This window comes from Pseudoalteromonas sp. SCSIO 43088 (genome assembly GCF_023650795.1).
Taxonomy (GTDB): Bacteria; Pseudomonadota; Gammaproteobacteria; order Enterobacterales; family Alteromonadaceae; genus Pseudoalteromonas; species Pseudoalteromonas shioyasakiensis.
In genome coordinates, this window is sequence record NZ_CP072676.1 from 773,735 (window position 1) to 798,328 (window position 24,594).

The 24,594-nt window shown below is 41.8% G+C and carries 20 protein-coding genes; 15 read left to right on the forward strand and 5 right to left on the reverse strand.

Features of this window, described 5'->3' with window-relative positions; all coding sequences use genetic code 11:
- Positions 1 to 315: 315 nt before the first annotated feature.
- A complete protein-coding gene (locus J8Z28_RS21215) occupies positions 316 to 813 on the forward strand; it encodes a YcgN family cysteine cluster protein (protein WP_054552059.1) in 498 nt (165 codons plus the stop codon).
- Entirely contained in the window at positions 813 to 1,337 is a 525-nt protein-coding gene (locus J8Z28_RS21220; protein WP_054563794.1) for an RNA methyltransferase, read from the forward strand. The genes J8Z28_RS21215 and J8Z28_RS21220 overlap by 1 nt, the downstream gene beginning before the upstream one ends.
- A 26-nt stretch (positions 1,338 to 1,363) precedes the next feature.
- Here J8Z28_RS21220 and J8Z28_RS21225 read toward each other — a convergent pair whose 3' ends face one another.
- The 4 genes from J8Z28_RS21225 to J8Z28_RS21240 form a co-directional block, all read right to left on the reverse strand.
- On the reverse strand, positions 1,364 to 3,100 hold the full coding sequence (locus J8Z28_RS21225) for a hypothetical protein (RefSeq protein ID WP_250660587.1): 1,737 nt from the start codon (positions 3,098 to 3,100) through the stop codon (positions 1,364 to 1,366).
- Between the two features lie 75 nt (positions 3,101 to 3,175).
- Entirely contained in the window at positions 3,176 to 3,943 is a 768-nt protein-coding gene (locus J8Z28_RS21230; RefSeq protein ID WP_250660588.1) for a hypothetical protein, read from the reverse strand.
- Positions 3,944 to 4,231: 288 nt separating this feature from the next.
- Positions 4,232 to 5,185, reverse strand: a complete 954-nt coding sequence (locus J8Z28_RS21235; protein WP_250660589.1) for a carbohydrate kinase family protein — start codon at positions 5,183 to 5,185, stop codon at positions 4,232 to 4,234.
- Positions 5,185 to 6,402 carry an AGE family epimerase/isomerase gene (locus J8Z28_RS21240; protein ID WP_250660590.1) on the reverse strand — a complete coding sequence of 406 codons (1,218 nt, stop codon included), beginning with the start codon at positions 6,400 to 6,402 and terminating at the stop codon, positions 5,185 to 5,187. Before J8Z28_RS21240 ends, J8Z28_RS21235 begins: the two co-directional genes overlap by 1 nt.
- A gap of 137 nt (positions 6,403 to 6,539) precedes the next feature.
- Here J8Z28_RS21240 and fucP point away from each other — a divergent pair, with 137 nt between their 5' ends.
- The 4 genes from fucP (at position 6,540) to J8Z28_RS21260 (ending at position 11,752) form a co-directional block, all read left to right on the forward strand.
- Positions 6,540 to 7,811, forward strand: coding sequence for an L-fucose:H+ symporter permease (gene fucP / locus J8Z28_RS21245; RefSeq protein ID WP_250660591.1), 1,272 nt, complete (start codon positions 6,540 to 6,542; stop codon positions 7,809 to 7,811).
- A 346-nt stretch (positions 7,812 to 8,157) separates the two neighbouring features.
- The gene (locus tag J8Z28_RS21250; protein ID WP_250660592.1) at positions 8,158 to 10,047 is read left to right on the forward strand and encodes a methyl-accepting chemotaxis protein; all 1,890 of its coding nucleotides are present in this window, start codon (positions 8,158 to 8,160) and stop codon (positions 10,045 to 10,047) included.
- Positions 10,048 to 10,066: 19 nt separating this feature from the next.
- On the forward strand, positions 10,067 to 11,146 hold the full coding sequence (locus tag J8Z28_RS21255; RefSeq protein ID WP_240701533.1) for a diguanylate cyclase: 1,080 nt from the start codon (positions 10,067 to 10,069) through the stop codon (positions 11,144 to 11,146).
- Complete coding sequence (locus tag J8Z28_RS21260) at positions 11,147 to 11,752, forward strand: DsbA family protein (protein WP_165385120.1); 606 nt, start codon at positions 11,147 to 11,149, stop codon at positions 11,750 to 11,752.
- Positions 11,753 to 11,877: 125 nt separating this feature from the next.
- Here J8Z28_RS21260 and J8Z28_RS21265 read toward each other — a convergent pair whose 3' ends face one another.
- Positions 11,878 to 12,363: a GNAT family N-acetyltransferase gene (locus tag J8Z28_RS21265; RefSeq protein ID WP_062565606.1), complete on the reverse strand. Its 486-nt coding sequence runs from the start codon at positions 12,361 to 12,363 to the stop codon at positions 11,878 to 11,880.
- 304 nt (positions 12,364 to 12,667) lie between these two features.
- Here J8Z28_RS21265 and J8Z28_RS21270 point away from each other — a divergent pair, with 304 nt between their 5' ends.
- The 9 genes from J8Z28_RS21270 (at position 12,668) to yegS (ending at position 24,523) form a co-directional block, all read left to right on the forward strand.
- Positions 12,668 to 13,420, forward strand: a complete 753-nt coding sequence (locus J8Z28_RS21270; RefSeq protein WP_062565605.1) for a DUF3450 domain-containing protein — start codon at positions 12,668 to 12,670, stop codon at positions 13,418 to 13,420.
- Between the two features lie 10 nt (positions 13,421 to 13,430).
- Positions 13,431 to 14,798, forward strand: coding sequence for a MotA/TolQ/ExbB proton channel family protein (locus J8Z28_RS21275; RefSeq protein WP_054552069.1), 1,368 nt, complete (start codon positions 13,431 to 13,433; stop codon positions 14,796 to 14,798).
- Positions 14,799 to 14,801: 3 nt separating this feature from the next.
- On the forward strand, positions 14,802 to 15,329 hold the full coding sequence (locus tag J8Z28_RS21280) for a MotA/TolQ/ExbB proton channel family protein (RefSeq protein ID WP_054552070.1): 528 nt from the start codon (positions 14,802 to 14,804) through the stop codon (positions 15,327 to 15,329).
- 45 nt (positions 15,330 to 15,374) lie between these two features.
- Positions 15,375 to 15,788 (forward strand): ExbD/TolR family protein, encoded by a 414-nt coding sequence (locus J8Z28_RS21285; protein ID WP_036971869.1) that lies wholly within the window; start codon positions 15,375 to 15,377, stop codon positions 15,786 to 15,788.
- A 12-nt stretch (positions 15,789 to 15,800) separates the two neighbouring features.
- Entirely contained in the window at positions 15,801 to 16,406 is a 606-nt protein-coding gene (locus tag J8Z28_RS21290) for an energy transducer TonB (RefSeq protein WP_054552071.1), read from the forward strand.
- A gap of 17 nt (positions 16,407 to 16,423) precedes the next feature.
- Positions 16,424 to 17,731: a tetratricopeptide repeat protein gene (locus J8Z28_RS21295; protein ID WP_063528102.1), complete on the forward strand. Its 1,308-nt coding sequence runs from the start codon at positions 16,424 to 16,426 to the stop codon at positions 17,729 to 17,731.
- A gap of 292 nt (positions 17,732 to 18,023) precedes the next feature.
- A complete protein-coding gene (locus J8Z28_RS21300) occupies positions 18,024 to 20,777 on the forward strand; it encodes a beta-helix domain-containing protein (protein WP_063529237.1) in 2,754 nt (917 codons plus the stop codon).
- Positions 20,778 to 20,855: 78 nt separating this feature from the next.
- Positions 20,856 to 23,489 carry a TonB-dependent receptor domain-containing protein gene (locus J8Z28_RS21305; protein ID WP_250660593.1) on the forward strand — a complete coding sequence of 878 codons (2,634 nt, stop codon included), beginning with the start codon at positions 20,856 to 20,858 and terminating at the stop codon, positions 23,487 to 23,489.
- 137 nt (positions 23,490 to 23,626) lie between these two features.
- Entirely contained in the window at positions 23,627 to 24,523 is an 897-nt protein-coding gene (gene yegS / locus J8Z28_RS21310; protein WP_063529239.1) for a lipid kinase YegS, read from the forward strand.
- The last annotated feature ends 71 nt before the right edge of the window (positions 24,524 to 24,594 follow it).

Here is a 24,594-nt window from a genome sequence, read left to right on the forward strand (position 1 = left end):
TTCAGTTGGAATTAAAAGCGATTTAGGCAAGGCATTGATTGCAAGTAATAGTGGTTCTATTGTTAAAATCAATAACGCAGTATAAGTCGCTTTTAAACCAACCCCTTGGGCGCTTCACAGGCACTTACTCTCATCGTTGTTACTTCTTAAAAGGGAATGCCATTCTTGCAAAGTAACGCCTTGATATTAAGGCACCTGTGAAACGCTGAATTCTGCATCTTGAGATGGCTTGGGTATCGCCCAAACACGCTAAACTTTGCGCGCATGCTGGCTTTACGCTAGAATGCGCGTTGTTTAGGGGCTTTGAGTAATACCATGTTAGAAGATCAATTTTGGCTTAAGCGCTCGCTTGAGCAAATGTCACAACCCGAATGGGAAGCTATTTGTGACGGCTGTGGTAAATGTTGTTTAAACACATTTATCGACAGTGAAGACGAAGATGAATTTACCGCAACGGATCAACTTCGCGAGGGTGAAGAACTCATTTTCACTAATATCGTTTGCCAATACCTAGACAACGACACCTGTGGGTGTAGCGAATATGCGAACCGCCAAACCTTGGTGCCTTCATGTGTAAAGCTCACTAAAGAAAACCTTAAAGATATCTTTTTTATGCCGCAAAGCTGCAGCTACCGTCGCCTTTACGAAGGCCGTGGCCTTGCGTCTTGGCACCCGCTACTGAACGGTGGCAGTAAAGATATGATGCATGAGCTGGGTATTTCTGTGCGTGACAAAACAGTGAAAGACTGTGATGTAGACCTAGATGACTTTGATCTATACGTGGCCGAATGGCCAACCAGAGACATTGATTAATGAGCACACTTAAAGCAAGCATTGGCTTGTTAAACCCAAAAAGCCCAACGAATGTGGGTGGCGTATTACGTGCCGCGGGTTGTTACAATGCTAAGCAGGTGTTTTTTACTGGTAGCCGCTATTTACGCGCTAATAAGTATCATACCGATACCAAAAATGTGCTTGAGCATATTCCGCTCACGCAAGTTGAAAGCCTAGAGCAAGCAAAGCCTGAAGGTGCCACTACGGTGGTGATTGAGCTTGTTGAAGGTGCAACGCCGCTGCCTGAATTTAAGCACCCTGAAAACGCATTTTATGTATTTGGCCCTGAAGATGGCTCGGTCAGTAAAGACGTGCTGAAATGGTGTGATGAAGTAGTGTATGTACCAACTATAGGCTGTATGAACCTAGCCGCAACCTGCAATGTTGTGCTTTACGACCGACTTGCCAAACTCGGTGGTATTGAGAGTTCAAACGACACCATTTGCAATAGTCGAGACACTAACAACTCACTTAAATGGCAACAAAAAAAGAGCGCTAAATAGCGCTCTTTTTAGATTCAAACTCAAAACTACTTTTTAGTAATTTGTACGTTACTTTCAAGGCCAATGCCGTTGTCGGTAATGTCTGTGGCAAAATACACACCTACAGGTTGGTCGCGTAGCGAATCAAGCTCAGCCATTTCTTCATTCGTTAATTGACCCGTTGCAGCAATCGTATCAAGCAAAGGTAATAAGATTTTTTGTACGTCGAATGCCATGTTCACAAAGCCATTTTTAGTGACACTTTGCGACTCTAAAGTCTCGGCAATCTGCGCTGACTTATCACCGGTGAAAATCACAATATGATTTCCCTTAAGCGCCATTTTAATATCAAAGTTAAGTGGCACAGGCGATGGAATGTATTCATTGATCAGTACGGCATCACCATTGGCTGGTAGTTTTATGTTAGCAAGTGGCGGTACAAAACCTTGTGCAATTGAATACAGGCCATGGGCGTCGGTCGCCGATAGGGTAACGATAGCATCAAGCTTATCTATTTGTGGGCCGTTGTAGTCATCAATTGTCAATGCAGCATCTTGAACGCTGACACTCATGCCTTGTACGCCATTTGCAAAGCCTGACATCATAGCAAGGCCAGCAGTGCTCACTTCTTGCATTTCATTTTGTAGTGCGACAATTGGGCCACAGTTAAACTCAGCTGACTTAATTGCACCGGTTAGTGTATTGGCTAGTGGCAGTACTTTTGCTACATCAATACCATAAGCAACACTCATCATTTGCCCGTAAAGCCCAGTGGTATGTTTTGGTACAAAGCCACGCACGGCTTGTAGCGTATTAAGTAAGTCTTGATCTGTGCTTTGCAGTACTGCTTTTACGTCAAAGTCGGCGTAGTCGGCGGTAATACGGGTTTTTGTTGTGCCTGATACAGTCGCAGGCCATTTAGCGGCAATGGCTGCAATGTCATCTTGACACTCAGGTGTTGAAATCGCTGCTAATGCGTTTGATTGCTGGGCTTTATCAAGTAGCTCTTTGAGCATCTGGTGTAAGCGAGAGTCTTCTTTGCCTGTTACAGCATTAGCGATACGTTGATGATCAACAAAGCCAACCGAGTTGCCATCAAGCGAAAAAGTTTTAATAAGCTCAGGTAGTTTTTTAGTCTCAGCCAGTGATTGAGCCGGTTTTTCTACGCCAAGGGCAATACGTAAATCTTGATCGTTAGAAAGCGCAGTGGTCAGCGTGATGGTAGCCCAATTATTGTGAGTTGATGCAATTAGGTTGAAGTTATCTAAACCTTCAAGTTCGATTGCAAAGCGCGTGTAACTTACGCCTTCAAGGCTTTCTGTTGTATAAGCAATACCGGCTTCATCAGCAGATTGTTTAATGCTATTGATAATGCTGTTTTGATCAGCGACCTGAAAACGCACAATCGGCATTAAACCTTGCGCGTACATCATGCCTTTGTAGTCATCACCAAAGCCCCAAATCGATTTGAAGGCATCGTAAGAGCTCAGTGATTGTTGGTATTTTTCCATCAGTGATGCAAGGAATAGGGCATTCTTATCATCAACAGTTTTAAGCTCAGCAATGATGGGCGTTAAATCGCTCGTGCCTTTCATTGCATCTGGCATAAGCGCGAAGTATTTGCTGTACGGAAACGGTTTAAGTTGACCATAAAAAACCGCCGTGTCGGCAGGTACGTATGCAAGCTCAGGTAAATCTACATCTACACTGGCTTTATTTTGTGAGTACAACAACGCACCTGCAACAATAGCAATCGCGCCCCCAGCAAGAAGCTTATTATTCATAGGATGAATTCCTTTTTCTTTAATTAGTTAAAAAACATACCATGAAATAGAAACAAATTACTAGCGGGCGAACGACTAAAACTGATAGCTCACGCTTATTTGCGGGCCTTGGGTAAATGTATCATAACTAAAGAAGTTTTTATTTCCGCGTTGGCCTGTTTGGTAATCTACATAAGTAGTTTTATAGCTCATTCCCAGATCCCAATGCGGGTTTATTTGATACACCGCACCTAATTTGAAGCTGCCAGTCAATTTAGCATTTAAGTTAAAACCACCGAGATCTCCAGCGGTTGTTAATTGCCAATGTTCGCTTAATTGTTTGTTAAAGTGAAAGCCAAAAATTAGGTCAATCCAATCTTCATCTCTGTCGACCACGGACACTTGCGACATAAAGTTAGGGTCAAGGTCGAATTCGTAGGTGTTATCCCAACGACGAATACCCACATAGTTAACCCAATCACCCATCGAAGGACTAGAAAAACGGTACGCAACACTTAATTCGAGCACGGCTTGGCGCACACGAGCACTGAGCACGCCAAGTTTTGGGGCGTTATGAGATTTACTTAAATCCATATAGCCCCAGTCAGCAATAAAACCCCAGTTTGATTGATGATATCCCTCAAGATGGAGCATAAATGCGCTGTCGAGGTTGTTTAAAATGGTATCAAATTCGACTTCAAGGGGGGCTTCTATAGTGCCGATTGCCGAGCTGCCATCAATCGCAGTGGCCATTAAATAAGGCTCTACAGAAAATTGCCATTGGTCGGCATAAACAGTTGGTGAGGCGAATACTAAACCGAAAGATAAAATCGTTAACATACGAGGTTGTTTTAAAGTGAACATTATCAAATCCTTTTAAGTAAATCACAGTATTAATTATAGAAACGCTGGGCTTTTTTGCATTGATTTGATGATGAAATATTTTCGTTTTGTTATTCAATCAGTGAACAACTTAACGTTGAAATGGAGAAATTAGCATTGCTTTAAAAGCGGGGGATCATGTGGTGTTCGATCCAAAAATGAAGGTGTTTAGGTATTTACTAATTGTCGATAAATGTAAAACTGAGCAATATCTAAAAAGCCCGGCATTAATTACTAATGCCGGGCTTTAAACTATACATAAACAAAGTTCTAGGCTAAATCGGCTGCGCTTGGTAAAGACGCAAATGCACCATAACGGCTTACTGCAAAAGCGCCAGCTTTAGCTGCATAAGCAATGGTTTGTTCGATATTAGCTGGGGTTTGGCAAAACGCTTTAAAGCTTTGTTTGTTTTCACAGTGCTGACCAATCTTTGACAGCATGCCGCCAATAAATGCATCGCCTGCGGCTGTGGTATCAACCACTTTTGTAGCTGGTGGGCTAACTTGGCCTTTAAAGTCTGCGTGGTAAAAGCTGATTGCTTCGCCGCCATTAGTAACTAGCAAACAGGTTACACCGGCCTTTAAAATGGCATCAATAGTATGCTCAAGTGGCATTTCTTGATGGCTTTTTTGATTTAAAAACTCAAGCTCTTCAAATGACAGTTTTACGATATCTGCAAGTGAAATTACATGCCACATTCTATCAAGCGTATGGCGCATACTTGGCCATAGGTTTTCGCGCAGATTCATATCAAAGCTACAAATTGCACCGGCTTTTTTCGCCTGCGTTAAACCATAAATTGTGGTTTGATAGATATTGTGCTCAGTCAAACTGTTGCTGCATACATGCATGATGGCGTGATTTGCAAACATTGCATGGTCAAAATCGTCTACGCGATATAGTAAATCAGCGGCTGGTGGGCGATAAAAGCTAAACGAGCGTTCACCACTGTCATCAAGTGATACAAACGCCAATGCTGTTTTTGCCGCATCGGTGAATGTACAGTACTGGGTGTTTACCGCATGCTGGTCAAGCTCTTGTTTAATAAAGTGACCAAACATATCATCGCCTAACATGCCGCAAAAGCTGGTGTTTAGGCCTAGTTTTGCTGCTGCAACAGCCACATTAGCTGGTGCGCCACCTGCGTATTTGGTAAATGACTCTGGTTGTTTACCATCTGATAAAAAGTCGATTAATGCTTCGCCAAAACACACTAAACTCATTATGCATTCCTCAAGGTTAAGGTTCTTAATACTTCGTAGCAGGCACCCATAGTATGGTAGTCGGTTTTGCCTGCTGGCGATTTTTCGTCACTGTATGGTTGGTTTTGTGCTGATAAAATGCGATACCACGCACCATATTGGTGATCTACCATATGTTGCCAACTGTACTGCCAAATTTTTTCGTACCATTGCCAATAGCTTTCGTCATTTGTGGCATCAGCGAGTAGGGCAGCTGCGGCTAATGATTCGGCCTGCACCCAAAAGTACTTATCGCTATCACATATTTGTTTATCTGGTGCAAAGCCATAGAAAATGCCCCCATGTTGTTGATCCCACGCGATGCTCAGGGTTTCATCAAACAGGCTTTTAGCGCGTGTTACCAGCCAAGGTTCATCAATATGGCGGTTTAAAATAAGTAACAGTTTTGCCCACTCAGTTTGATGCCCTGGTTGAAATCCCCAAGGCCTAAATAAATGCTGCGGGTCATCTTTGTTGTAATCTAAATCGATTTGCCAATTTTTAGAATAGTGCTCCCACACCAACTGCTGGCTGTGGGCTGCCAGTTTTACCGTAAAAGTTTCGGCAAGTTGTTTAGCGCGTTTTAAATAACGGGTCTCGTTAGTTGCTTCAAAACACATGAGTAAGGCTTCGCATAAATGCATATTGGCATTTTGGCCGCGATAGTCATCTGCACAGCTAAAATCGGCATTTTGCTCATCTAAATAGGCATTATGCTGGGGTTCAAAGTAGTGCTGCTCTAATAAACCCCATACTTGCGAAATGGTATTTTTGCAGTCGTTCACCCCTGCTTTTAAAGCAACCGCGTTTGCAAGCATTACAAAAGCGAGCCCATAACAATGGTTAGTATCGTCTAACACAGTGACTGCGCCGTTATCTTCTTGCTTAATAAGCCAAGCATAACCACCAGATGCTTGCTTATGCGCATGTTCAAGGTGGGCTAAACCATGTTTAGCAAGGCTCAAATATTCTGGGTCTTTAAACTCTATGTACGCCATTGCATAGTTAAAAACAAAGCGGGTGCTCGAGACTAAATGGCGAGTGTGTTTATCGTAAACCGCGCCATTATTTTTAAAGAACTGATAAAAGCCCGCTAAGCCATGGGCTGAATGATCAACACAATGGGGGTGATAAAAAGCAAGGGTATCTTGGATATGCTGCTTAAGAAAGTCAGGGCTTTTAAAATCAACTTTGGCCATGGGTTATTAATAAATCTGTGTACATCTTGCAACTATAGCAGGAAATAAAAATATTGGAACGTTCCTAGTAAATCTTTGTGCTATTTTTACTTCAATGTGTAGAATCAAAGGTAACTTGTTAACGGAGTGAAAACCACGTGAGTGAAATAAATACAAACCAATCGTTTGTCGCCGATGGTTCGCAGCAAAATAAAAACTACCTGCTACCACTGACAGCAATGACAACCTTGTTCTTTTTATGGGGTTTCATTACAGTTTTAAATGACGTGTTGATCCCGCGCTTAAAAGGGGTATTCGATTTAACCTACACAGAGGCAATGCTGGTTCAGTTTTGTTTCTTTGGTGCTTACTTTATTGTTTCGCTACCTGCGGGTATGTTGGTTAAAAAAATGGGCTACAAAAATGGCGTACTAACCGGCTTAGTCGTGGCATCAATTGGCTGTATGTTATTTTACCCAGCGGTTGTTGTGCATGAGTACTGGTTATTCTTAGGTGCGTTATTTGTTCTAGCAGCAGGTATTACCGTATTACAGGTATCTGCTAACCCGTATGTTGTGGCGTTAGGTCCTGAAAAAACGGCGTCGTCACGTTTAAATTTAGCTCAAGCACTTAACTCACTAGGTACCACCGTTGGTCCATATGTGGGTGGTATTTTATTCTTTGGTACAGCAGGCACACTAGCTGCAAACGCAGCAACTGCAGAATCTGTAAAAGTGCCTTACCTTATGCTTGCAGCAGCACTACTGACCATTGCTGTAATATTTGCTTTCTTTAAATTACCAGTGATTGCAGAGCATACAGAAGAGCAAGACTGTAAAGCGAAAGGCCACAGCCTTGCCGAAGCACCTCATTTAATGATGGGTGTTATAGGTATCTTCTGTTACGTAGGTGCAGAGGTTTCAATTGGTAGCTTCTTAGTTAACTATTTTGGCGAAGAACACATCGCTGGCCTTGAAGAGCATGCGGCTGCAAGCTTAATTGCTTATTACTGGGGCGGTGCAATGGTGGGTCGTTTCATTGGCTCTGCAGCACTGCAAAAAATTGCGCCTTCAAAAGCGTTATTCTTTAATGCCATGATGGTTATTGTATTGCTGTTAGTGACTATATTCACTGAAGGTGATGTGGCACTTTACTCTGTACTTGCAATTGGTTTATTCAACTCAATTATGTTCCCGACTATTTTCTCTGTTGCTATTGAAGGTTTAGGCTCACTAACCAGTAAAGGTTCGGGTTGGTTATGTTTAGCAATCGTTGGTGGTGCCTTAGTACCATTAGTACAAGGTGTAGTTGCTGATACAGTAAACATCCAACAAAGCTTCTTTGTACCAGTGATTTGTTATGCATTTATCGCTTGGTATGGCTTAAATGTTGTACGTTTAGCTGATAGCTGGAAAAAACGCATCGGCTAAAATTACTATCAATAAAAACCCCGCACTGAGTTGCGGGGTTTTTTTGTGCCATTTTTTTGCTATACCGAAAAAACTAGATGACAAAATGATTTAATGAATACGTATTCAGGGACGGTTTAAGTAATAATTTATAGGAACGTTCCAAATAGTTTTTTGCTGCTTTTTTATTAATACGACTTAAGAAGTGAAATTGGCTGCCGTTAACAAAGTAATTGATTTTCAAAGAAAGCGTACTTTAATAAAAGGAACGTTTTTCTAGTTTTAGCTTAATTTTATAAGACAAAGAGCTTTAAATTTGTTAAATATAAAGAGGCTAACAACGAAAAAAATAACAAACAGGTTTGTCATGCAAAGCACTCTTAAATTTACCACCAAGGTAACTGTGGCTGCATCACTGGTTTTAGTGATAGTGCTCGGTTTATTCACCATTAATAACTTCATCTCTATGCGCAGCCAAACGCAGGAGCAGCTTTCGCTTGTTCTTCAAGAGATTTCTCAGTCAGTGTCGCAAAACATAGCTAATTGGTTAAATGCTAAATTAGCCATTGTTTCGTCAGTTGCTGATACCTATCAACTTGGTGATAGCAAAGAGCTTACGCTTACTCAGCTGAACACAGCCGACAAAGCGGGGAGTTTTAAGAATACCTATATTGGTATCACTGATGGTACCTTTGTATTGAATGACCAATCTGTTGTCTTACCGCCAGACTACAATGCAACAACACGTCCGTGGTACAAGCTTGTTGAAAACAAAACAAACACTGCCTTTACTGCCCCGTATATTGACGTAACCACCAATGAACTGACTATTTCAGCTGTAGCGCCTATGCAAGCTAACGGTGTGTTTAGCGGTGTTGCAGGTGCCGACATCGACATGAAAACCATTACTAAAATCGTCAACGAAATTGACTTTTTAGGGTTTGGTTATGGCTTTTTGCTAGATAGTGAAGGGCGCATTTTAAGCCACCCAGAAACTAAATTTAACGACAAAAACATGAGTGACTTATTTGGTAAAAGCTTGTCGTTACAATCTGAGTTTGTTGAAGTACAGGTAGGTGGCTTAGACAAATTGGTATCGTTTACCAAAATCAAAGGAATTCAAAACGTTGATTGGTATTTAGGTGTGGTGATCAACGAAGAAATTGCTTACTCATCAGTTGCCTCATTTAGAAATATGGCGGCTATTTACATGCTAATGGGTATAGTGGCGATTGTATTAATGATGCAGTTTTTACTTCGCTATTTAATGCGTCCAATGCAACGCTTAAACGATGCAATTAAAGATATTGCGCAAGGTGAGGGGGATTTAACCCGCCGACTTGAGGTTGAAAACAATGACGAGTTTGGCGAGCTAAGCCATTACTTTAATGCGTTCATCGAGAAAATTCATACATCAATTGAGCAAGTTAAAAATACCACCGTTGAGCTTGAGCGCTTAGTTGAGAGTTTAGTTAATCAAACTCAAGGCACGCTCGACATGTATGCTGACCAAACAAAACGTACTGATAACGTGGCAACTGCAATCAATGAGCTGACATCGAGTGCGGTAGAAATCTCAAATAGTGCAAGTAATGCGTCAACGTTAGCAACCAGTGCTAACAGCCAATCATTACAAAGCCAATCTGCATTAGCTGACAACTTATCAGCTATTAATGCTTTATCTCGTAATATGGAGCAGGCGCAAAAAACCATTAATAGCTTAGATGCACACACTGTAAGCATTGGCCAAGTACTTGAAGTGATCAAAGGTGTGAGTGAGCAAACTAACTTGCTAGCACTTAATGCAGCGATAGAGGCAGCACGTGCAGGTGAAGCAGGTCGTGGTTTTGCGGTTGTAGCCGACGAAGTACGCCAACTTGCGCACCGTACACAACAATCAACACAAGAAATCGAAGACACCATTTCTCAGTTACAACAAGGTTCTGCGTCTGCCGTTGAAGTTATGACGGCCAGTATCCGCGACAGTGAAAAGAGTGTTGAGCAAGCTCATGTAGCAGGCGATAAAATGGCTGAGGTAACCCGTGCCATTGAGTCAATTGATGAGGTGAACCACAGTGTTGCCAATGCCACGACTGAGCAAAACCAAGTGATTCAAAGCCTAGACAGTGATATACACTCAATTAGTGAGCTTTCAAATCAAGGTCAAAGCAATCTTAATAACACCTTGAATGAGTGCACTAAATTGAAAGCCCAGTTCTATGAGCTTGAGCAATTGGTACTTAAATTTAAAGTTTAGTTGTTAAGAGACTGCAATTTTGGATCAAAATTGGCTTAATGCCATTACTTTAAACAGTGTCGACACGGCGGATAAACAGCGTCGTGCCTTCACGTTATTTGCCATGGCTTTTTTTGCCATCGTATTAATCACTTCGTTAGTGTTATCTAACTATCAAATTTACGCCTTACCGCTCACTATTATGTTAGTGGTGAGCGATATAACTATTGTGCTGTGCATGCTCTATTACTTTCGCACTGGTGCTTTAGTCTCTGTAAGCTGCATTATTTTATCGATCATTTTGCTGCTCTGTGTAGCATTGGTATACACCGGCGGCAAAGAAAACACCGCTTTATATTGGCTTATGTTTTACCCTATTGTGGCTTATGTCACCTTAGGGTTAAAAGTGGGCAGTGTGTTGGTTGGGATTATGTATGCTAGTGCAGTTGCACTGCTGTTTAGCCCCAACTTCGGTCAAGCGCATTACGGGCAAGTTGAAACCTCACGCTTTTTAGCCTCTTTCTCTATGGTGATTTTGTTTTCTGGGATCAGTGAATACTTTAGGCAAAAAAGCCATCAAAAAATTGCTGACATTACTTTAATAGAAAAACGCGATGCATTAACAGACCCGCTAACAGGTCTTGCCAATCGTCGTTACATTTATGAGCATATTCAGCCGCGCCTTGAAGCTGAAGCGGCTAATTATTTACCTATGTCGGTATTATTAATTGATTTAGATAACTTTAAATCACTTAACGATACTTATGGTCATGACTTTGGCGATCAGGCATTAATAGCCTTTACTTCTATGCTGCACGATAAGTTACGTGGCACAGATATAAAAGCCCGTTATGGCGGTGAAGAGTTTATTATTTTGCTACCAAAAGCGGGGCTTAATATTGCCCATGCCGTGGCTGAAAAACTGCGTAGTTATGTCGCCGAGAAACAGATCCCTTATGATGTGGGGCAGTCTGTGACTATTACCTGTAGTATCGGTATTGCCAGCCTAGAACGTGGTAGCCAATTTAGTAAAGCGATTAAACAAGCTGACGACAACCTCTATAAAGCCAAAGCAAAAGGGCGTAATGTAGTGGTCTCTGATCTAACTGAGATAAGCTAAATGGCAAAGTTAATTTATGTATACGACCCAATGTGTAGTTGGTGTTGGGGCTACAGAGAAACCTGGTTAAAACTCCAAGCAGCCCTTGGCGATAAACTTGCTATTGAATATAAAGTGGGTGGCCTCGCGCCTGATTCAGATGAGCCAATGCCAAAAGATATGCAGCAGTTTTTACAGCAAACATGGCAACGTATTGAACAGCAGCTTGGCACGCCATTCAATCATGAGTTTTGGCATACCGCGCAACCACGACGCTCTACTTACCCTGCATGCCGTGCTGTGCTTCTTGCAAGGCAGCACAATAAAGAATGTGAAATGCTACACGCCATTCAAAAAGCCTACTACTTAGATGCACAAAATCCATCTGACATCAGCACCCTTACAAGCCTTGCAGAGCAAATTGGGTTAGAAAAAAACGTATTCATTAAAGAAATTGAAAGTGAAAAAATAAATTCATTGCTTATGGCCGAAATAAACCAAGCGAGAAGCTTACCTATTCAAGGTTTTCCATCTTTAGTCCTTGAAAATAAAGGGAAGTATGCTGCTATCCCGGTTAATTATTTAGATTGGCAAAGCAATTATCAGCAAATTATAGACGTTATTTAATTTGGTTGCTGGTTAAGCCTATTGAATTAAAAAGTTTTAAGCCAAACGTGATAATTAACCTCGTTTTGGCTTTGTAACGAGCCCGAAGATGAAAATAGCTCAAATAAAGATCATATATCAGGGAGTTAGGCCAAATGTATATGCTCAAAATTAAAAATCAATTCAATCTCATCATCTAGTCTTCTTCCTGTTGGAGCAAATCCAAGCTTTTGATAAATTGAAAGTGCATTACCATCTTCTTTATCCATTGTGGTTAGTGACACACCTTGCAAACCTACGAGTGAGGCGTATTGCTTACTAAAATTAATTGCTTGTTTTCCCAGCCCAAGACCTTGAAAATTATAGTCAACCATAACGCGCCACAAGTAGAGATAATCTTTTTGAAAATGTTCATCGAAATCTTCGAGTATTCTTGGATCGATTAAAGATATTAAACCAGCAGGTTTATTATCTACATAAATGCCATAACTGATACTATCTTCGTTGAAAATAGCTTGAATAATCCACTCGGCATTGTTGTCGATAAGATGCTTTTGAGATTCTTTAACTTTGAGGTTGATAACTTGATCTGCAATATTACCGTTTAATTTTAAGAAGCTGACTTTACCCATACTGTTTATCTCAGATATATTTTGAGTTGTAATATATCAAAGAAACTTTTTAGTATTCTACTTTGTTAGTATTTTACCCTTCTTTAGGGTAACAAACCGAACCCAAAGCTAAAAATTGAAAATTAATAAGGACACAATTCTGCAACTTTTGCCTTATTCTTGCCCAATATAAACTAATTGTTACAGCTGTCATATTTTTGTATTTTTTGCGCAACATGCTTGTCATTTTTCATCGTTATCCTTTCGCACAATAAAACAACCCAACTAGCAAATTAAGCTAACTTAACGAGTAAAGGTGTATGCGATGAAAGGCGTTAAACCACTGATTTTAGCAGGTATTGTAGCGGCATCTGCAGCAGTACATGCAAACGATCTAGATAAAGTAATTGATAAAAGCAGCGAGATAAACAAATCTGCAGCGCAATCACAAACTAAAATCGACAAGATTGCAGATTCAATGCAAGGTCGTTTACAACAATTCAAAGCCCTTAATAAAGAAATTGACGGCTTAACTGTTTATAACGCGCAACTTACTAAGCAATTAAACAACCAAATTGCTGAAATGGACGCGTTAAACGAGTCAATGGATCAGGTATCGGTTATCGAGCGTCAAATCACGCCGTTAATGATGCGTATGATCACAGGTCTTGAGCAATTTGTTGCACTAGACGTACCTTTCTTAACTGAAGAGCGTAGCAAGCGTATTGCATCATTAAAAGAAATGATGGACCGCGCAGACATCACTTCAAGTGAAAAATTCCGCCGCTTACTTGAAGCTTACCAAGTAGAAGTTGATTACGGTCGCACTATCGAAGCGTACACAGCATTACTTAATGTAGATGGCCAAGAGCGCGAAGTAGATTTCTTACGCATCGGTCGTTTAGAACTTATTTATTTAACACGCGACGGCAAAAAAGCAGGTAGCTGGGATAAAGAAACAAAATCGTTTGTTGAATTACCAGATTCTGCAATCAGCCAAATCAACAAAGGTTTACGCATTGCACGTAAGCAACTTGCCCCAGATATGTTAACACTGCCAGTCCACGCTGCTGAATAAGAGGTTTGAGATGAAATTATTAACGAAAATGACAAAAATGGCCGTGTTTGCAGCTGGCCTTGGTTTTGCTGGTAGCAGCCTAGCTGCTGAGCCAATGGATTTAGACTCATTACTAAAAACATTAGAGCAAGGTAAAGCACAACAAAGCGCTGAAAATAAACAACGTGAACAAGAGTTCATGGCGCGTCAAAACGAACAAGTACAAATGCTTAAGGATACACAAGCAAAGCGTACTGCAATGCTTAACGAATCTGAGCGATTAGAAACTCAGTTTGAAGAAAACGAAGTAAAGCTAGCTAACTTAACAGACACACTTTCAAACCGCATGGGTTCACTTAAAGAACTATTCGGTGTGTTACAGCAAGTAGCAGGTGATTCAAGCAATAAATTCATGACGTCAGTTGTTTCTGCAGAGCTTCCTGGTCGTAGTAACTTCATGGATGAGCTAGCACAAAAAATGGGTTCAACGTCAAAGCTTGCTTCAATCGATGATATCGAAAAAGTATGGTTTGAATTACAACGCGAAATGACTGAACAAGGTAAAGTATCTCGCTTTACAACCGATGTAATCGTTGAAGGTGGCAGCAAAGCACAAAAAGAAGTGGTGCGTGTTGGTGCATTTAACTTAATCGCTGATGGTAAATACCTTGAGTACACACCGGCTACAAATACAATCAGCCAGCTTACACGTCAGCCTAGCAGCCGTTACACAGCAACTGCAGCTGATTTACAGCAAGCAAACTCAGGTGTTGTACCGTTTGCACTTGACCCAACAGGTGGTTCAATCTTAGGTCTTTTAGTACAAGCACCAGATACTGAAGAGCAAGTTCACCAAGGTGGTACGGTTGGTTACATCATCTTAGGTGTTGGCTTAATCGCTTTACTAATTGCACTTGAGCGTTTTGTATCTCTGATGATTATGGGTAGCAAAATCCGTCGTCAGCTTAAAGACACAGTGGCACGTGATGACAACCCACTTGGTCGCGTAATGAAAGTAAAAGACCAGTACCCAGATGTAGCGTACGACACACTTGAGCTTAAATTAAGCGAAGCAATCATTCGTGAAATGCCAAAAATTACTCGTAACCTGACACTAATTAAGATTATCTCTGTGGTAGCACCACTACTTGGTCTACTAGGTACGGTAACCGGTATGATTAACACCTTCCAAGCAATTACCTTGTTCGGTACAGGTGACCCTAAACTAATGGCGGGTGGTATTTCTCAGGCACTTGTAACAACAGTACTTGGTCTGGTTGTGGCTATCCCAACAGTATTCTTATATACACTTCTTAACACGCGTTCTAAAAACATGCTGTTGATTTTACAAGAGCAAAGCGCAGGTATCATCGCAGAGCGAAGCGAGAAAGGAGCATAAATCATGGTGCTATTGATTGATGCAATCAATGCTCTACGTGATTTCCTCGACACAGGTGGCCAAGTTCTCTTGGTCATCGGGGTCCTCATCTTCGCGATGTGGTTATTGATACTTGAGCGTTTTATGTATTTCTTTGGTGGCTTTAAACGCTACAAGAAAGACGTAAAAAGCACTTGGAGCAATAGAGCAGAGCGTAACAGCTGGAACGCAGAGCAAATTCGCCAAGCGATGATTTCACGCGCTGGCATGCAACTAAATAATAACCTTGCGCTAATCAACGTAATGGTTGCGTTATGTCCACTTTTAGGTCTGTTAGGTACCGTAACCGGCATGATCGAAGTATTTGATGTAATGGCAATTACAGGCACAGGCAGTGCACGTTCGATGGCATCAGGAGTGTCTAAAGCCACTATCCCAACAATGGCCGGTATGGTGGGTGCACTTTCAGGGGTTTTCGCATCAACGTTCTTACAACGTCGTGCAAAACGCGAAGTGCAATTACTTGAAGACAACATGGTCTTAGACCACTAAACGAATTTTAGGGTGATGTGAGCATCACCCATTAGGAGACTAACAATGAGAGCGCCACTAGGTAACTTATTTCAAGAAGACGACGCTGAAGAAATCAACATGACGCCAATGCTAGACGTTGTTTTCATCATGCTTATCTTCTTTATCGTAACAGCATCATTCGTAAAAGAAGCCGGTATTGATGTAAACCGCCCAGAAGCAGCAACGGCAGTGAAAAAAGAGCGTGCCAACATCTTAGTTGCTATTTCTGACAAAGGTGAGATTTGGATCAACAAACGCCAAGTAGATGTTCGTGCAGTACAAGCAAATATCGAGCGCTTAAAAGCTGAAAACCCACAAGGTAGCGTGGTTATTCAAGCTGATAAGAAAGCCACAACCGATGTACTTATCAAAGTAATGGATGCATCGCGAGCTGCAGGCGCATTTGATGTGTCGATTGCTGCGCAAGAAGCATCATAAGGAATGTGAGCGATGCGTTATATAGTTGCATTAATCATCGCGGGTATCGTGACTGTTATGCTGTTTTTAGGCATGCAGGCACTGATCACCGGTGGTGAAGGGGCCATGTCTGAGCCCGTAAAAGGAAACGTACTTGATTTTGTTCGTCTGAAAAAAGAAGAGACAGTGCAAAAGAAAGAACGTAAACCGCAAAAGCCACCAACGCCAAAAGAGCCACCTCCGCCAATGGAATCACCGCAAATGCAAAACAGTGATCCTAACGCGAGCAATGCCAACTTTGACTTTGGTGCCAGTGTTGAAGCCGACGTTAACTTAGCTGGCGGCTTAGCCCTTGAATCAAGCGACGGTGAATACTTACCGATTGTAAAAGTAGCGCCTGTTTATCCGCGCCGAGCTTTATCGCGTGGAATCGAAGGCTATGTGATTGTTGAGTTTACAGTAACCAAGCAAGGCACAGTACGTGACCCGAAAGTTATTAAAGCTGAACCAGAGTCATTGTTTGACCGCGCTGCGATGGATGCAGCACTTAAATTTAAATATAAACCGCGCGTTGTTAACGGTGAAGCTGTTGAAGTAGCGGGCGTACAGAACAAAATTTCTTTCCAAATTAACGGTTAGAAAAGAGGAATGCGATTATGAAACCTTTAAAAGTTGCCGTGATTTGCGCGGCTGCTTTCACAAGCAGCCTTGTAGTCCCAAGCGTTGTTAGCATGTTACCAGGTGTCACACTGGCAACAGCTTACGCTGAAGAACAAAAAACCAAACGTGTACCTGCACTGCGTGAAAAAGTGTATAGCCAATTAGCACGAGCACAAAAGTTAGCTGATGATGGTGATGCAAAAGCAGGATTAGCAGCCCTTGATAGTATTCAAGAGCGTTCTTCAAGCATGAACTCCTATGAAATTGCCATGATGCATAATTTCTACGGTTTTATTTACTACAACGAAAACGACTTAGATAAAGCAATTGCGTCGTTTGAAAAAGTAGTAAACGAAGATGCGATTCCAGAAACATTACGTGTAAGCACCACCTTTAGCTTAGCGCAACTTGCAATGGCTAATAGCGATTACGAAAAGGTAATCAAATATTTAGCGCAGTGGGATGTGATTAACGACAAGCCTAAAACAGATGCTTATTACGTATTAAAATCACAAGCGTATTATCAGCTTAAAGATTACCAAAAAGGCATTGATAACATTAACCTTGCTATCGCAGAAGCCGACAGCAAAGGTGAAATGCCAAAAGAAAACTGGTTGATCTTACAGCGTGCTATGTACTACTCACTTAACCAGTCTGACAAAGTGGTCGAGGTACTTGAGCGTTTAGTTAAGCTTTACAACAAGCCTGAGTACTGGGTTCAGTTAGGTGGCATGTACGGTGAAACGGGCGCAGAGAAAAAGCAATTAGCGATTTTAGAAGCGGCATATCAACAAGGTTTCATGAAATCTAAATCAGATTTACGTCAATTATCACAAGTGTATTTATACAACGGCCTGGCTTTTAAAGCGGCGAACGTGATGAGTAAAGCAATGCAAGACGGTGTCGCTGAAAAATCAGCGAAAAACTATGCCTTTGTTGCAGAAGCGATGGTACAAGCAAAAGAGGGTGAAAAGTCACTTCCGTACTTTGCAAAAGCCGCTGATTTAGTTACGCATGGTCAGTACGAACAACGTATTGCAGAGGTAAGCATTAATCTTGAAAAATACGAAGAAGCAGCGGATGCAGCACGTAAAGCCCTAGATAAAGGCGGCTTAGAGTTTGAATCAAATGTGTATGTTGCTTTAGGTATGGCGCAGTACAATTTACAAAACTTTGATGCCTCGATTTTAGCGTTTGAGCAAGCGGAAAAACACAAAAAGTCACAGCGTTTAGCTGAGCAATGGATCAAGTATGTGAAGCGTGAAAAAGTGCACGCCGAAACATTACGTACCGCTTTACTCTAAATCGTATTCAACAGGTAAGCGTACAAAAGAACTAATTTATAATCGCAACACCAAAGCTGCCTTCGGGCGGCTTTTTTCCGTTCCTAAAATTAACTAACTTACTCTTTTTTAAATAATTAATATTGTCATTTTATGTTTATTAAAGTGTAACTAGTTTGTCATACAGCTCCCGTAAGGTAGTCGCAGTTTAAAACTCAAGTGACCCAAAAGCATTATTTTTTGCAGTGTTTTTTGGTGACTTGAGTTTATGCGCTAACACAATAATTAAATATCTATCTTAACGGAGTGAACAATGAAATTATCTGGCTTATTCAAGGTTAGTCTTGTAGCTACAGCAATCTCACTAGCAGGTTGTGGCGGTGGTGATATCAACATCAACGTAGAAGAAACAGTTGAGCAACCAACTACACCTACTAACCCAACTACACCACCAACAACTGAAGAGTTACCGGGTGTATACAGCCAAAGTCTTTCGAACGAAGTGTCTGCTGCATTAGGTCGTGATGTGACAGTACAAGTTCTTTCAGGCGTAATCACTGAAGATACAACATTATCAACAGACGCATTTTGGGCGCTTGATGGTGCTGTATTCGTTGGTAACGATAAAGCAGACAGTGCAACGTTAACAATTGAAGCGGGTGCGGTAGTATTCGGTAACAGCGGTTCTGATTACCTAGTTGTTAGCCGTGACTCTAAAATTGAAGCTACAGGTACTAAAAACGACCCGATCATCTTTACTTCTAAGCAAGACGTAGTTGGTGAAGAAACATCTGCAGGCCAATGGGGCGGTATGGTGCTTCTTGGTAACGGTATCTCTAATAAGTGTCCTTCTGAAGGCGATTGTGCTCTTCAAGTTGAAGGTGTTGAATCTGGTGCTGTATTCGGCGGTACAGACAATACAGATAGTTCGGGTACTTTAAAGTACGTTGTTGTTAAAAATGCTGGTTATGAAATTGCCCCAGATAATGAATTAAATGGTATTACATTTGGTGCTGTTGGTTCTGGTACAACGGTTGAGTACTTACAAGTTCACAACAACTCAGATGATGGTGTTGAATTCTTCGGTGGTGCGGTAAATCTGAAGCACGTTGTATTAACAAGCATCGACGACGATAGCATCGACTGGGACAATGGTTACCAAGGTAAAATGCAATTCGTTTACGTTGAACAAGATCCAGATTCAACAGATGCAAACCGTGGTATCGAAGCAGATAACGACGGTAGCACACCTTCTAAAGAACCAAAATCATTACCAATCATCTCTAACTTAACAATCATCGGCAACAACTTCGACGGTGAAGACGATGCTGAGGGTATCTACCTTCGTGAAGGTACAGGTTTACACCTTTACAACTCTGTGATCACTGGCTCTGACGAAATGGGTGAGTGTTTAGAAATTGAAGGTGCTGAAGACGGTGTAAGCGAAACAGTTAATAACGCTAACGATGGTACTATCTTAATTCAAAACACTTTCATGTCGTGTACTAATGGCGAAAACTTCAAAAACCCAGTTGATGGTAGCGGCAATTCATTACTAGAGCTTGAAACGTGGTTTACAGCACAATCTGGAAACGTAATCAATGATAAGCCAATGCTTGGTGCAAACGGTCAACCAATTGCAGGTTCTCCATTACTAGGCGCGGGCCAAGATGTAGCAAATACTGTTGATGCGTTCTTCGATACAGTTGACTTTGTTGGTGCACTGAATGATTCAGATGACTGGCGTGAAGGTTGGGCATTTGGTTACGGTGGCGGTGAAGTAACTGCACCACCAGCAGTAGCAGGTTGTCCATCAGGTACAACGTCAATTTCTCCAGTTGATGGCAGCACAACAACATGTGAAGTGTCTGGTCGTATCACCGCTGATTTAACTCTTACTGCGGGTAACTACTACGCATTAAGCGGCGCAGTATTTGTAGGTGAAGATAATGCAGATTCAGCTACTTTAACAATCGAGCCAGGCGTAACAGTATATGGCCGTACAGGTGATGATTACTTAGTAATTAGCCGTGGTTCAAAAATTAATGCTAACGGTACTAAAGATGAGCCAATCTCGTTCACTTCAAGCCAAGATGTGATGGGTGGTACTACAGCCGCTGGTCAATGGGGTGGTTTAGTACTTCTTGGTAACGCACCATCAAACAAGTGTCCAGCAGAAGGTGATTGTGCACTTCAAGTTGAAGGTGTTGAGTCAGGTGCGGTGTTCGGTGGTACTGATACAACGGATAACTCAGGTACACTGCGTTATGTTCGTGTGATGAATGGTGGTTACGAAATCGCACCAGATAACGAATTAAACGGTATCACGTTCGGTGGTGTTGGTTCTGGTACAACTGTTGAGTATGTACAAGTACACCAAAATGCGGATGACGGTGTTGAGTTCTTCGGTGGTAACGTTCAGGCGAAGTACTTAGTACTAACAAGCATTCAAGATGACAGCATCGACTGGGACAATGGTTTCCAAGGTAAAATGCAACACATTCTTGTTAAGCAAGCAGCTGATAACTCAGACGCGAACCGTGGTATTGAAGCAGACAACGATGGTTCTACACCGTCTAAAACACCTAAATCAAACCCAACAATTGCTAACTTAACAATCATCGGTAATACCTTTGATGGTGAAGATGACTCAGAAGGTATGTACTTCCGTGAAGGTACGGGTGCGCAAATCTATAACGCAATCGTGACGGGCCCTGAAGGTATGGGCGAATGTCTAGAGATTGAAGGTGCTGCTTCAGGTGAAAGTGAAACAGTTAAGAATGCTCAAGATGGTACTTTAATGATTAAATCATCAGTGATTGCATGTTCTGAAAACTTCAAAGACCCAAGTGGTGTAGATTTCAGTGTTGAAAACTGGTGGACAAACACATTAGGTAACTTAGTTGCTACAGGTCAAACGCAAGTTGTAAATGGTATCTTCACTATCGATACAACAACAGCGACAGACGTTAAAGCAATCGACGGTTTCTTCGATACAACAACGCACATTGGTGCAGTATCTGCTGATAACAACTGGACTGAAGGTTGGACAGTAGGTCTGGAATAACACAGTAAGCGAGGTGCTAAACAACGTGTTTAGCACCTTTAAACAACTTTCTGTAACTTATTTCAGATAGAGGTAAACATGAAACAATATTCAAAACAGTTCAGCTTAACAGCACTAAGCGCAGCTATCTTATGCGGATTGAGTGTCTCAGCACACGCAGCTGAAGCAGACGAAGAAGCTGTTCTTGAAGAAGTTGTTGTAAGTGCAAGTCGTTTAAAAGGCACTGCAACAGCTGTTCTAGAAGAGCGTAAACAGCAAGCATTCGTTGCTGATATTATGGGTGCAGAGCAAATTTCACGAAGTGGTGATAGTGACGCTGCTGCAGCGCTACGCCGTGTAACAGGTTTAACACTTGTTGATGGTAAGTTTATTTATGTACGTGGTCTAGGTGAACGATATTCAAGTACACAGTTAAATAATTCTGCTGTACCAAGCCCAGATCCAACGCGTTCTGTATTACCACTGGATTTATTTCCATCAGGTATTATCGAAAGCTTATCAGTACAAAAATCATATTCACCGTCAATGCCAGCATCTTTTGGTGGTGGTAACGTTGATATTCGCTTGAAATCAATTCCTGATCAGTTTGTATTTGATGTGACGGGTCAGCTTGGTTATAACACCAATAACTTTGATGATGGTCTTGAATACAACGGTGGTTCGGATGACTGGTACGGTGTTGACGATGGCACACGCGAAATTCCACGTCCTATCCTTGATGTATACCAAAGTGGTCAATCGCTTGATGATTTAACACCTGAGCAAAGCCGTGCTTTAGCACTGTCGTTAAATCGCGATTATGATCCAAAATCAGCAAAGGTTGATCCAAATACAAAGTTCACTGCCACGTTAGGTAACAGCTTTGAATCTGATAAATGGCGCTACGGTTTCTTATCGTCGCTTAGCTACGATAATAAGCACGTTGTTTCAGATGAGTATCAAGGTCAAGGTTTCTTGATTGGTGAAAACTCAACAACCATGATCCGTGGTTATGACCAAGTACTAAGTACAGAACACACGGTTAAGACATCAGGAATGGTTACGGTTGGTGTTGAGTATGACAAAGCGCATAAAATTGACTACACGGCTTTAATCTTACGCGATACTGAAGATAAAATTTCAGGCCGTTTAGGTATTGACCAAAACAACAATACCTCTGATAACAAGCGTGTACGCTCGTACGATGTTCGTTATGAAGAACGTGAACTGATTGTTAATCAATTAAAAGGTATGCATACCTTTGAATGGTTAAATTATGCTGGCCTCGATTGGAAGTATTCAATTGGTCGCTCAAATCGTTACGCACCAGGTAATATGGAAACGCGTTTTATTGTTACTGATGCTAACGAAGATGGGTTTTACGATACAGTTAACGAAAGCGCACTAACGAATGCAACAACAGCTGCACGTTACACTTTCCAAGATTTGGATGATGAAGTAGAGAACTACGGTTTTAACTTTACGTTGCCTATCATGCTAGATGGCGTGGATGTTGAGCTTAAATCAGGTGCTGACTTTATCTCTAAAGAGCGCTCAGCAACTAACCGTCGTTTTGATATCAATACACGTGCATTCTCAGATGTTGACTTAAACGGAAATGAGTTAAACACCATTTTATCTGATGATGTACTTACAAACGCGTCACTAACGCAGCCAATCTTAAACGACACAACGGTATCAGGCGATGACTATAAGTCAGCGCAAAAAGTGGATGCATACTACTTCGAAGCTGATTTCTTCTTCAATAACACATGGCGTATTACAGGTGGTTTACGTTGGGAAGATTTCCGTCAAGTATCTGTTCCGCTTGACCCATTCACTGGTGGCCTTGCATCTTCAATCGATTATGATGAGTTAGATCAGCTCGCATTCCGTGAAGATGACGTTTATAGCGCACTTGCATTAACTTATGTACAAAGTGACGAAACGCAATGGCGCTTAAGCTATGGTGAAACTGTTGTTCGCCCAGATTTACGTGAGATTTCTGATGCAACTTACATCGATCCGCTTACTGAATACCCTGTAGGTGGTACGCCAGGTCTCCGTACAACCCAAATCAAAAACTATGATTTCCGCTGGGAAAACTATTTTGATACGGGCGAGAACTTCTCTGTTGGTGTGTTCTATAAAGACATGGTTGACCCAATTGAGTCTGTTCAATCACCTGCACAAGATGGTCCACCTCTGGTACGTATTGCTAATGCAGAAGATGGCTATGTTGCGGGTGTTGAATTTGAATACTTGAAAGATTTCGCTTTCTTAGGTGGATTCTGGCAAGACGTATTCATGACTGGTAACGTGACTTTAAGTGACTCAGAAATCAACATGGACCGTCAGGCGATTGTTGAGCAAACAGGGGTTTCTGCAGCGGTTACAAATACAACACGTCGCATGACGGGTCACTCAAAATATGTTGTGAACATGCAGTTAGGCTATGACGCACCTAGTGGGCAACATGCTTCAACGCTAATCTATAACGTATTTGGTGAGCGAATTATAATTCCTGGCATTGAAGGTCAAGAAGATTGGATGGAGCAACCTTTCCACTCTCTAGACTTTAACTACACCTATTTCCCTGATTTCAACTCAAGCTTGAAGTTCAAAGTGACGAATATCTTGGGCGCAAAATCTGAAATAGAGTCAGCGGGTACCTTAACTCGCTCTAAAGAGAAAGGCACTGAGTTCTCAATTGAGTACAAATATCAGTTTTAAATCTCTGACCAAGGAAGGATACAATAATAAATCCTAACGTTGATTCAGCCCTGCACTAGCAGGGCTTTTTTGTTTCTGTATTGTCTAAAAAACATTGCGTGTTATGGTAGTTCTAAGTGTTTAAACAGGGATTAAAAATGGACTTACGGTTAATAATAAATGGTAAAAAAGCGGCTGATGAGCAGCTTCGTGATGCCATCGGTCAATTTCGAACTCGTCAGCCACTTGCAGTGCGTGTTACTTATGAAGGCGGTGACATTGAGCGCTTTATTAATGAAGCCGTCGCAGAAGGTGTAAAACGTATTGTCGTAGCTGGTGGTGATGGCACCGTTAATGAAGCCGTTAATGCATTAATGAAACTGGAAAAGTCACAACGTTTAGAGCTTGCAATTTTACCTATGGGCACAGCAAATGATTTTGCTACAGCCGCTAATATTCCTCATGGGTACTTGCCAGCGCTGAAACTTGCCGCAGATGGTCAGCCGTATGCAATTGATACGGTAGAGGTTGATAAGCGTTATTTTGTGAACGTAGCCAGTGCTGGCTTTGGGGCAAAAATTACCGCAACCACACCGCCTGCACTGAAAAACTTACTCGGTGGTGGGGCGTATACCTTGGCAGGGCTTGTACAAGCGCTAAGTTTTGTGCCTTACAGTGGCGAGTTAACGCTGCCTGATGGTGAACGAACTTCGGGCGATATTATTGCCGCTGCCGTGTGTAATGGACGCCAAGCGGGTGGCGGTCAGCCCCTTGCGCCCCATGCGTACATAAATGATGGCTTGGTTGATTTAGTGGCGTTTACATCATTTGCAATTTCGGATGTACCAGCGGTTATCGAAGAGCTCAGCAATTACCCTAACTCTTCACAACAGTGGGTAAAACGCTTTCAAGTGCCTTGGCTTGAATGGCAAACACAAACAGAAATGCCAATAAACTTAGACGGCGAGCCAATCACCTCAAAACAACAGCGTTTTGAAGTGCATGCTGGTGCGCTTAACTTAGTGCTGCCAGAGGCTTGCCCGATGCTAAGATGAAAAATTTTGATGTTACTCGGTTTGCGCTGGTTTTGCTTTGGCCGCAATGCTAGATTACTCCTGTAAAAATT

What these genes read in the sequence shown, in the direction of transcription:
- J8Z28_RS21235 (WP_250660589.1), bottom strand. Translation starts at nt 5,185, where the DNA reads ATGAGTTTAGTGTGTTTTGGCGAAGCATTAATCGACTTTTTATCAGAT.
- yegS (WP_063529239.1), top strand. Translation starts at nt 23,627, where the DNA reads ATGGACTTACGGTTAATAATAAATGGTAAAAAAGCGGCTGATGAGCAG.
- J8Z28_RS21260 (WP_165385120.1), top strand. Translation starts at nt 11,147, where the DNA reads ATGGCAAAGTTAATTTATGTATACGACCCAATGTGTAGTTGGTGTTGG.
- J8Z28_RS21290 (WP_054552071.1), top strand. Translation starts at nt 15,801, where the DNA reads ATGCGTTATATAGTTGCATTAATCATCGCGGGTATCGTGACTGTTATG.
- J8Z28_RS21230 (WP_250660588.1), bottom strand. Translation starts at nt 3,943, where the DNA reads ATGTTCACTTTAAAACAACCTCGTATGTTAACGATTTTATCTTTCGGT.
- J8Z28_RS21215 (WP_054552059.1), top strand. Translation starts at nt 316, where the DNA reads ATGTTAGAAGATCAATTTTGGCTTAAGCGCTCGCTTGAGCAAATGTCA.
- J8Z28_RS21305 (WP_250660593.1), top strand. Translation starts at nt 20,856, where the DNA reads ATGAAACAATATTCAAAACAGTTCAGCTTAACAGCACTAAGCGCAGCT.
- J8Z28_RS21265 (WP_062565606.1), bottom strand. Translation starts at nt 12,363, where the DNA reads ATGGGTAAAGTCAGCTTCTTAAAATTAAACGGTAATATTGCAGATCAA.
- J8Z28_RS21270 (WP_062565605.1), top strand. Translation starts at nt 12,668, where the DNA reads ATGAAAGGCGTTAAACCACTGATTTTAGCAGGTATTGTAGCGGCATCT.
- J8Z28_RS21275 (WP_054552069.1), top strand. Translation starts at nt 13,431, where the DNA reads ATGAAATTATTAACGAAAATGACAAAAATGGCCGTGTTTGCAGCTGGC.
- J8Z28_RS21250 (WP_250660592.1), top strand. Translation starts at nt 8,158, where the DNA reads ATGCAAAGCACTCTTAAATTTACCACCAAGGTAACTGTGGCTGCATCA.
- J8Z28_RS21220 (WP_054563794.1), top strand. Translation starts at nt 813, where the DNA reads ATGAGCACACTTAAAGCAAGCATTGGCTTGTTAAACCCAAAAAGCCCA.
- J8Z28_RS21225 (WP_250660587.1), bottom strand. Translation starts at nt 3,100, where the DNA reads ATGAATAATAAGCTTCTTGCTGGGGGCGCGATTGCTATTGTTGCAGGT.
- J8Z28_RS21285 (WP_036971869.1), top strand. Translation starts at nt 15,375, where the DNA reads ATGAGAGCGCCACTAGGTAACTTATTTCAAGAAGACGACGCTGAAGAA.
- J8Z28_RS21240 (WP_250660590.1), bottom strand. Translation starts at nt 6,402, where the DNA reads ATGGCCAAAGTTGATTTTAAAAGCCCTGACTTTCTTAAGCAGCATATC.
- J8Z28_RS21295 (WP_063528102.1), top strand. Translation starts at nt 16,424, where the DNA reads ATGAAACCTTTAAAAGTTGCCGTGATTTGCGCGGCTGCTTTCACAAGC.
- J8Z28_RS21300 (WP_063529237.1), top strand. Translation starts at nt 18,024, where the DNA reads ATGAAATTATCTGGCTTATTCAAGGTTAGTCTTGTAGCTACAGCAATC.
- J8Z28_RS21280 (WP_054552070.1), top strand. Translation starts at nt 14,802, where the DNA reads ATGGTGCTATTGATTGATGCAATCAATGCTCTACGTGATTTCCTCGAC.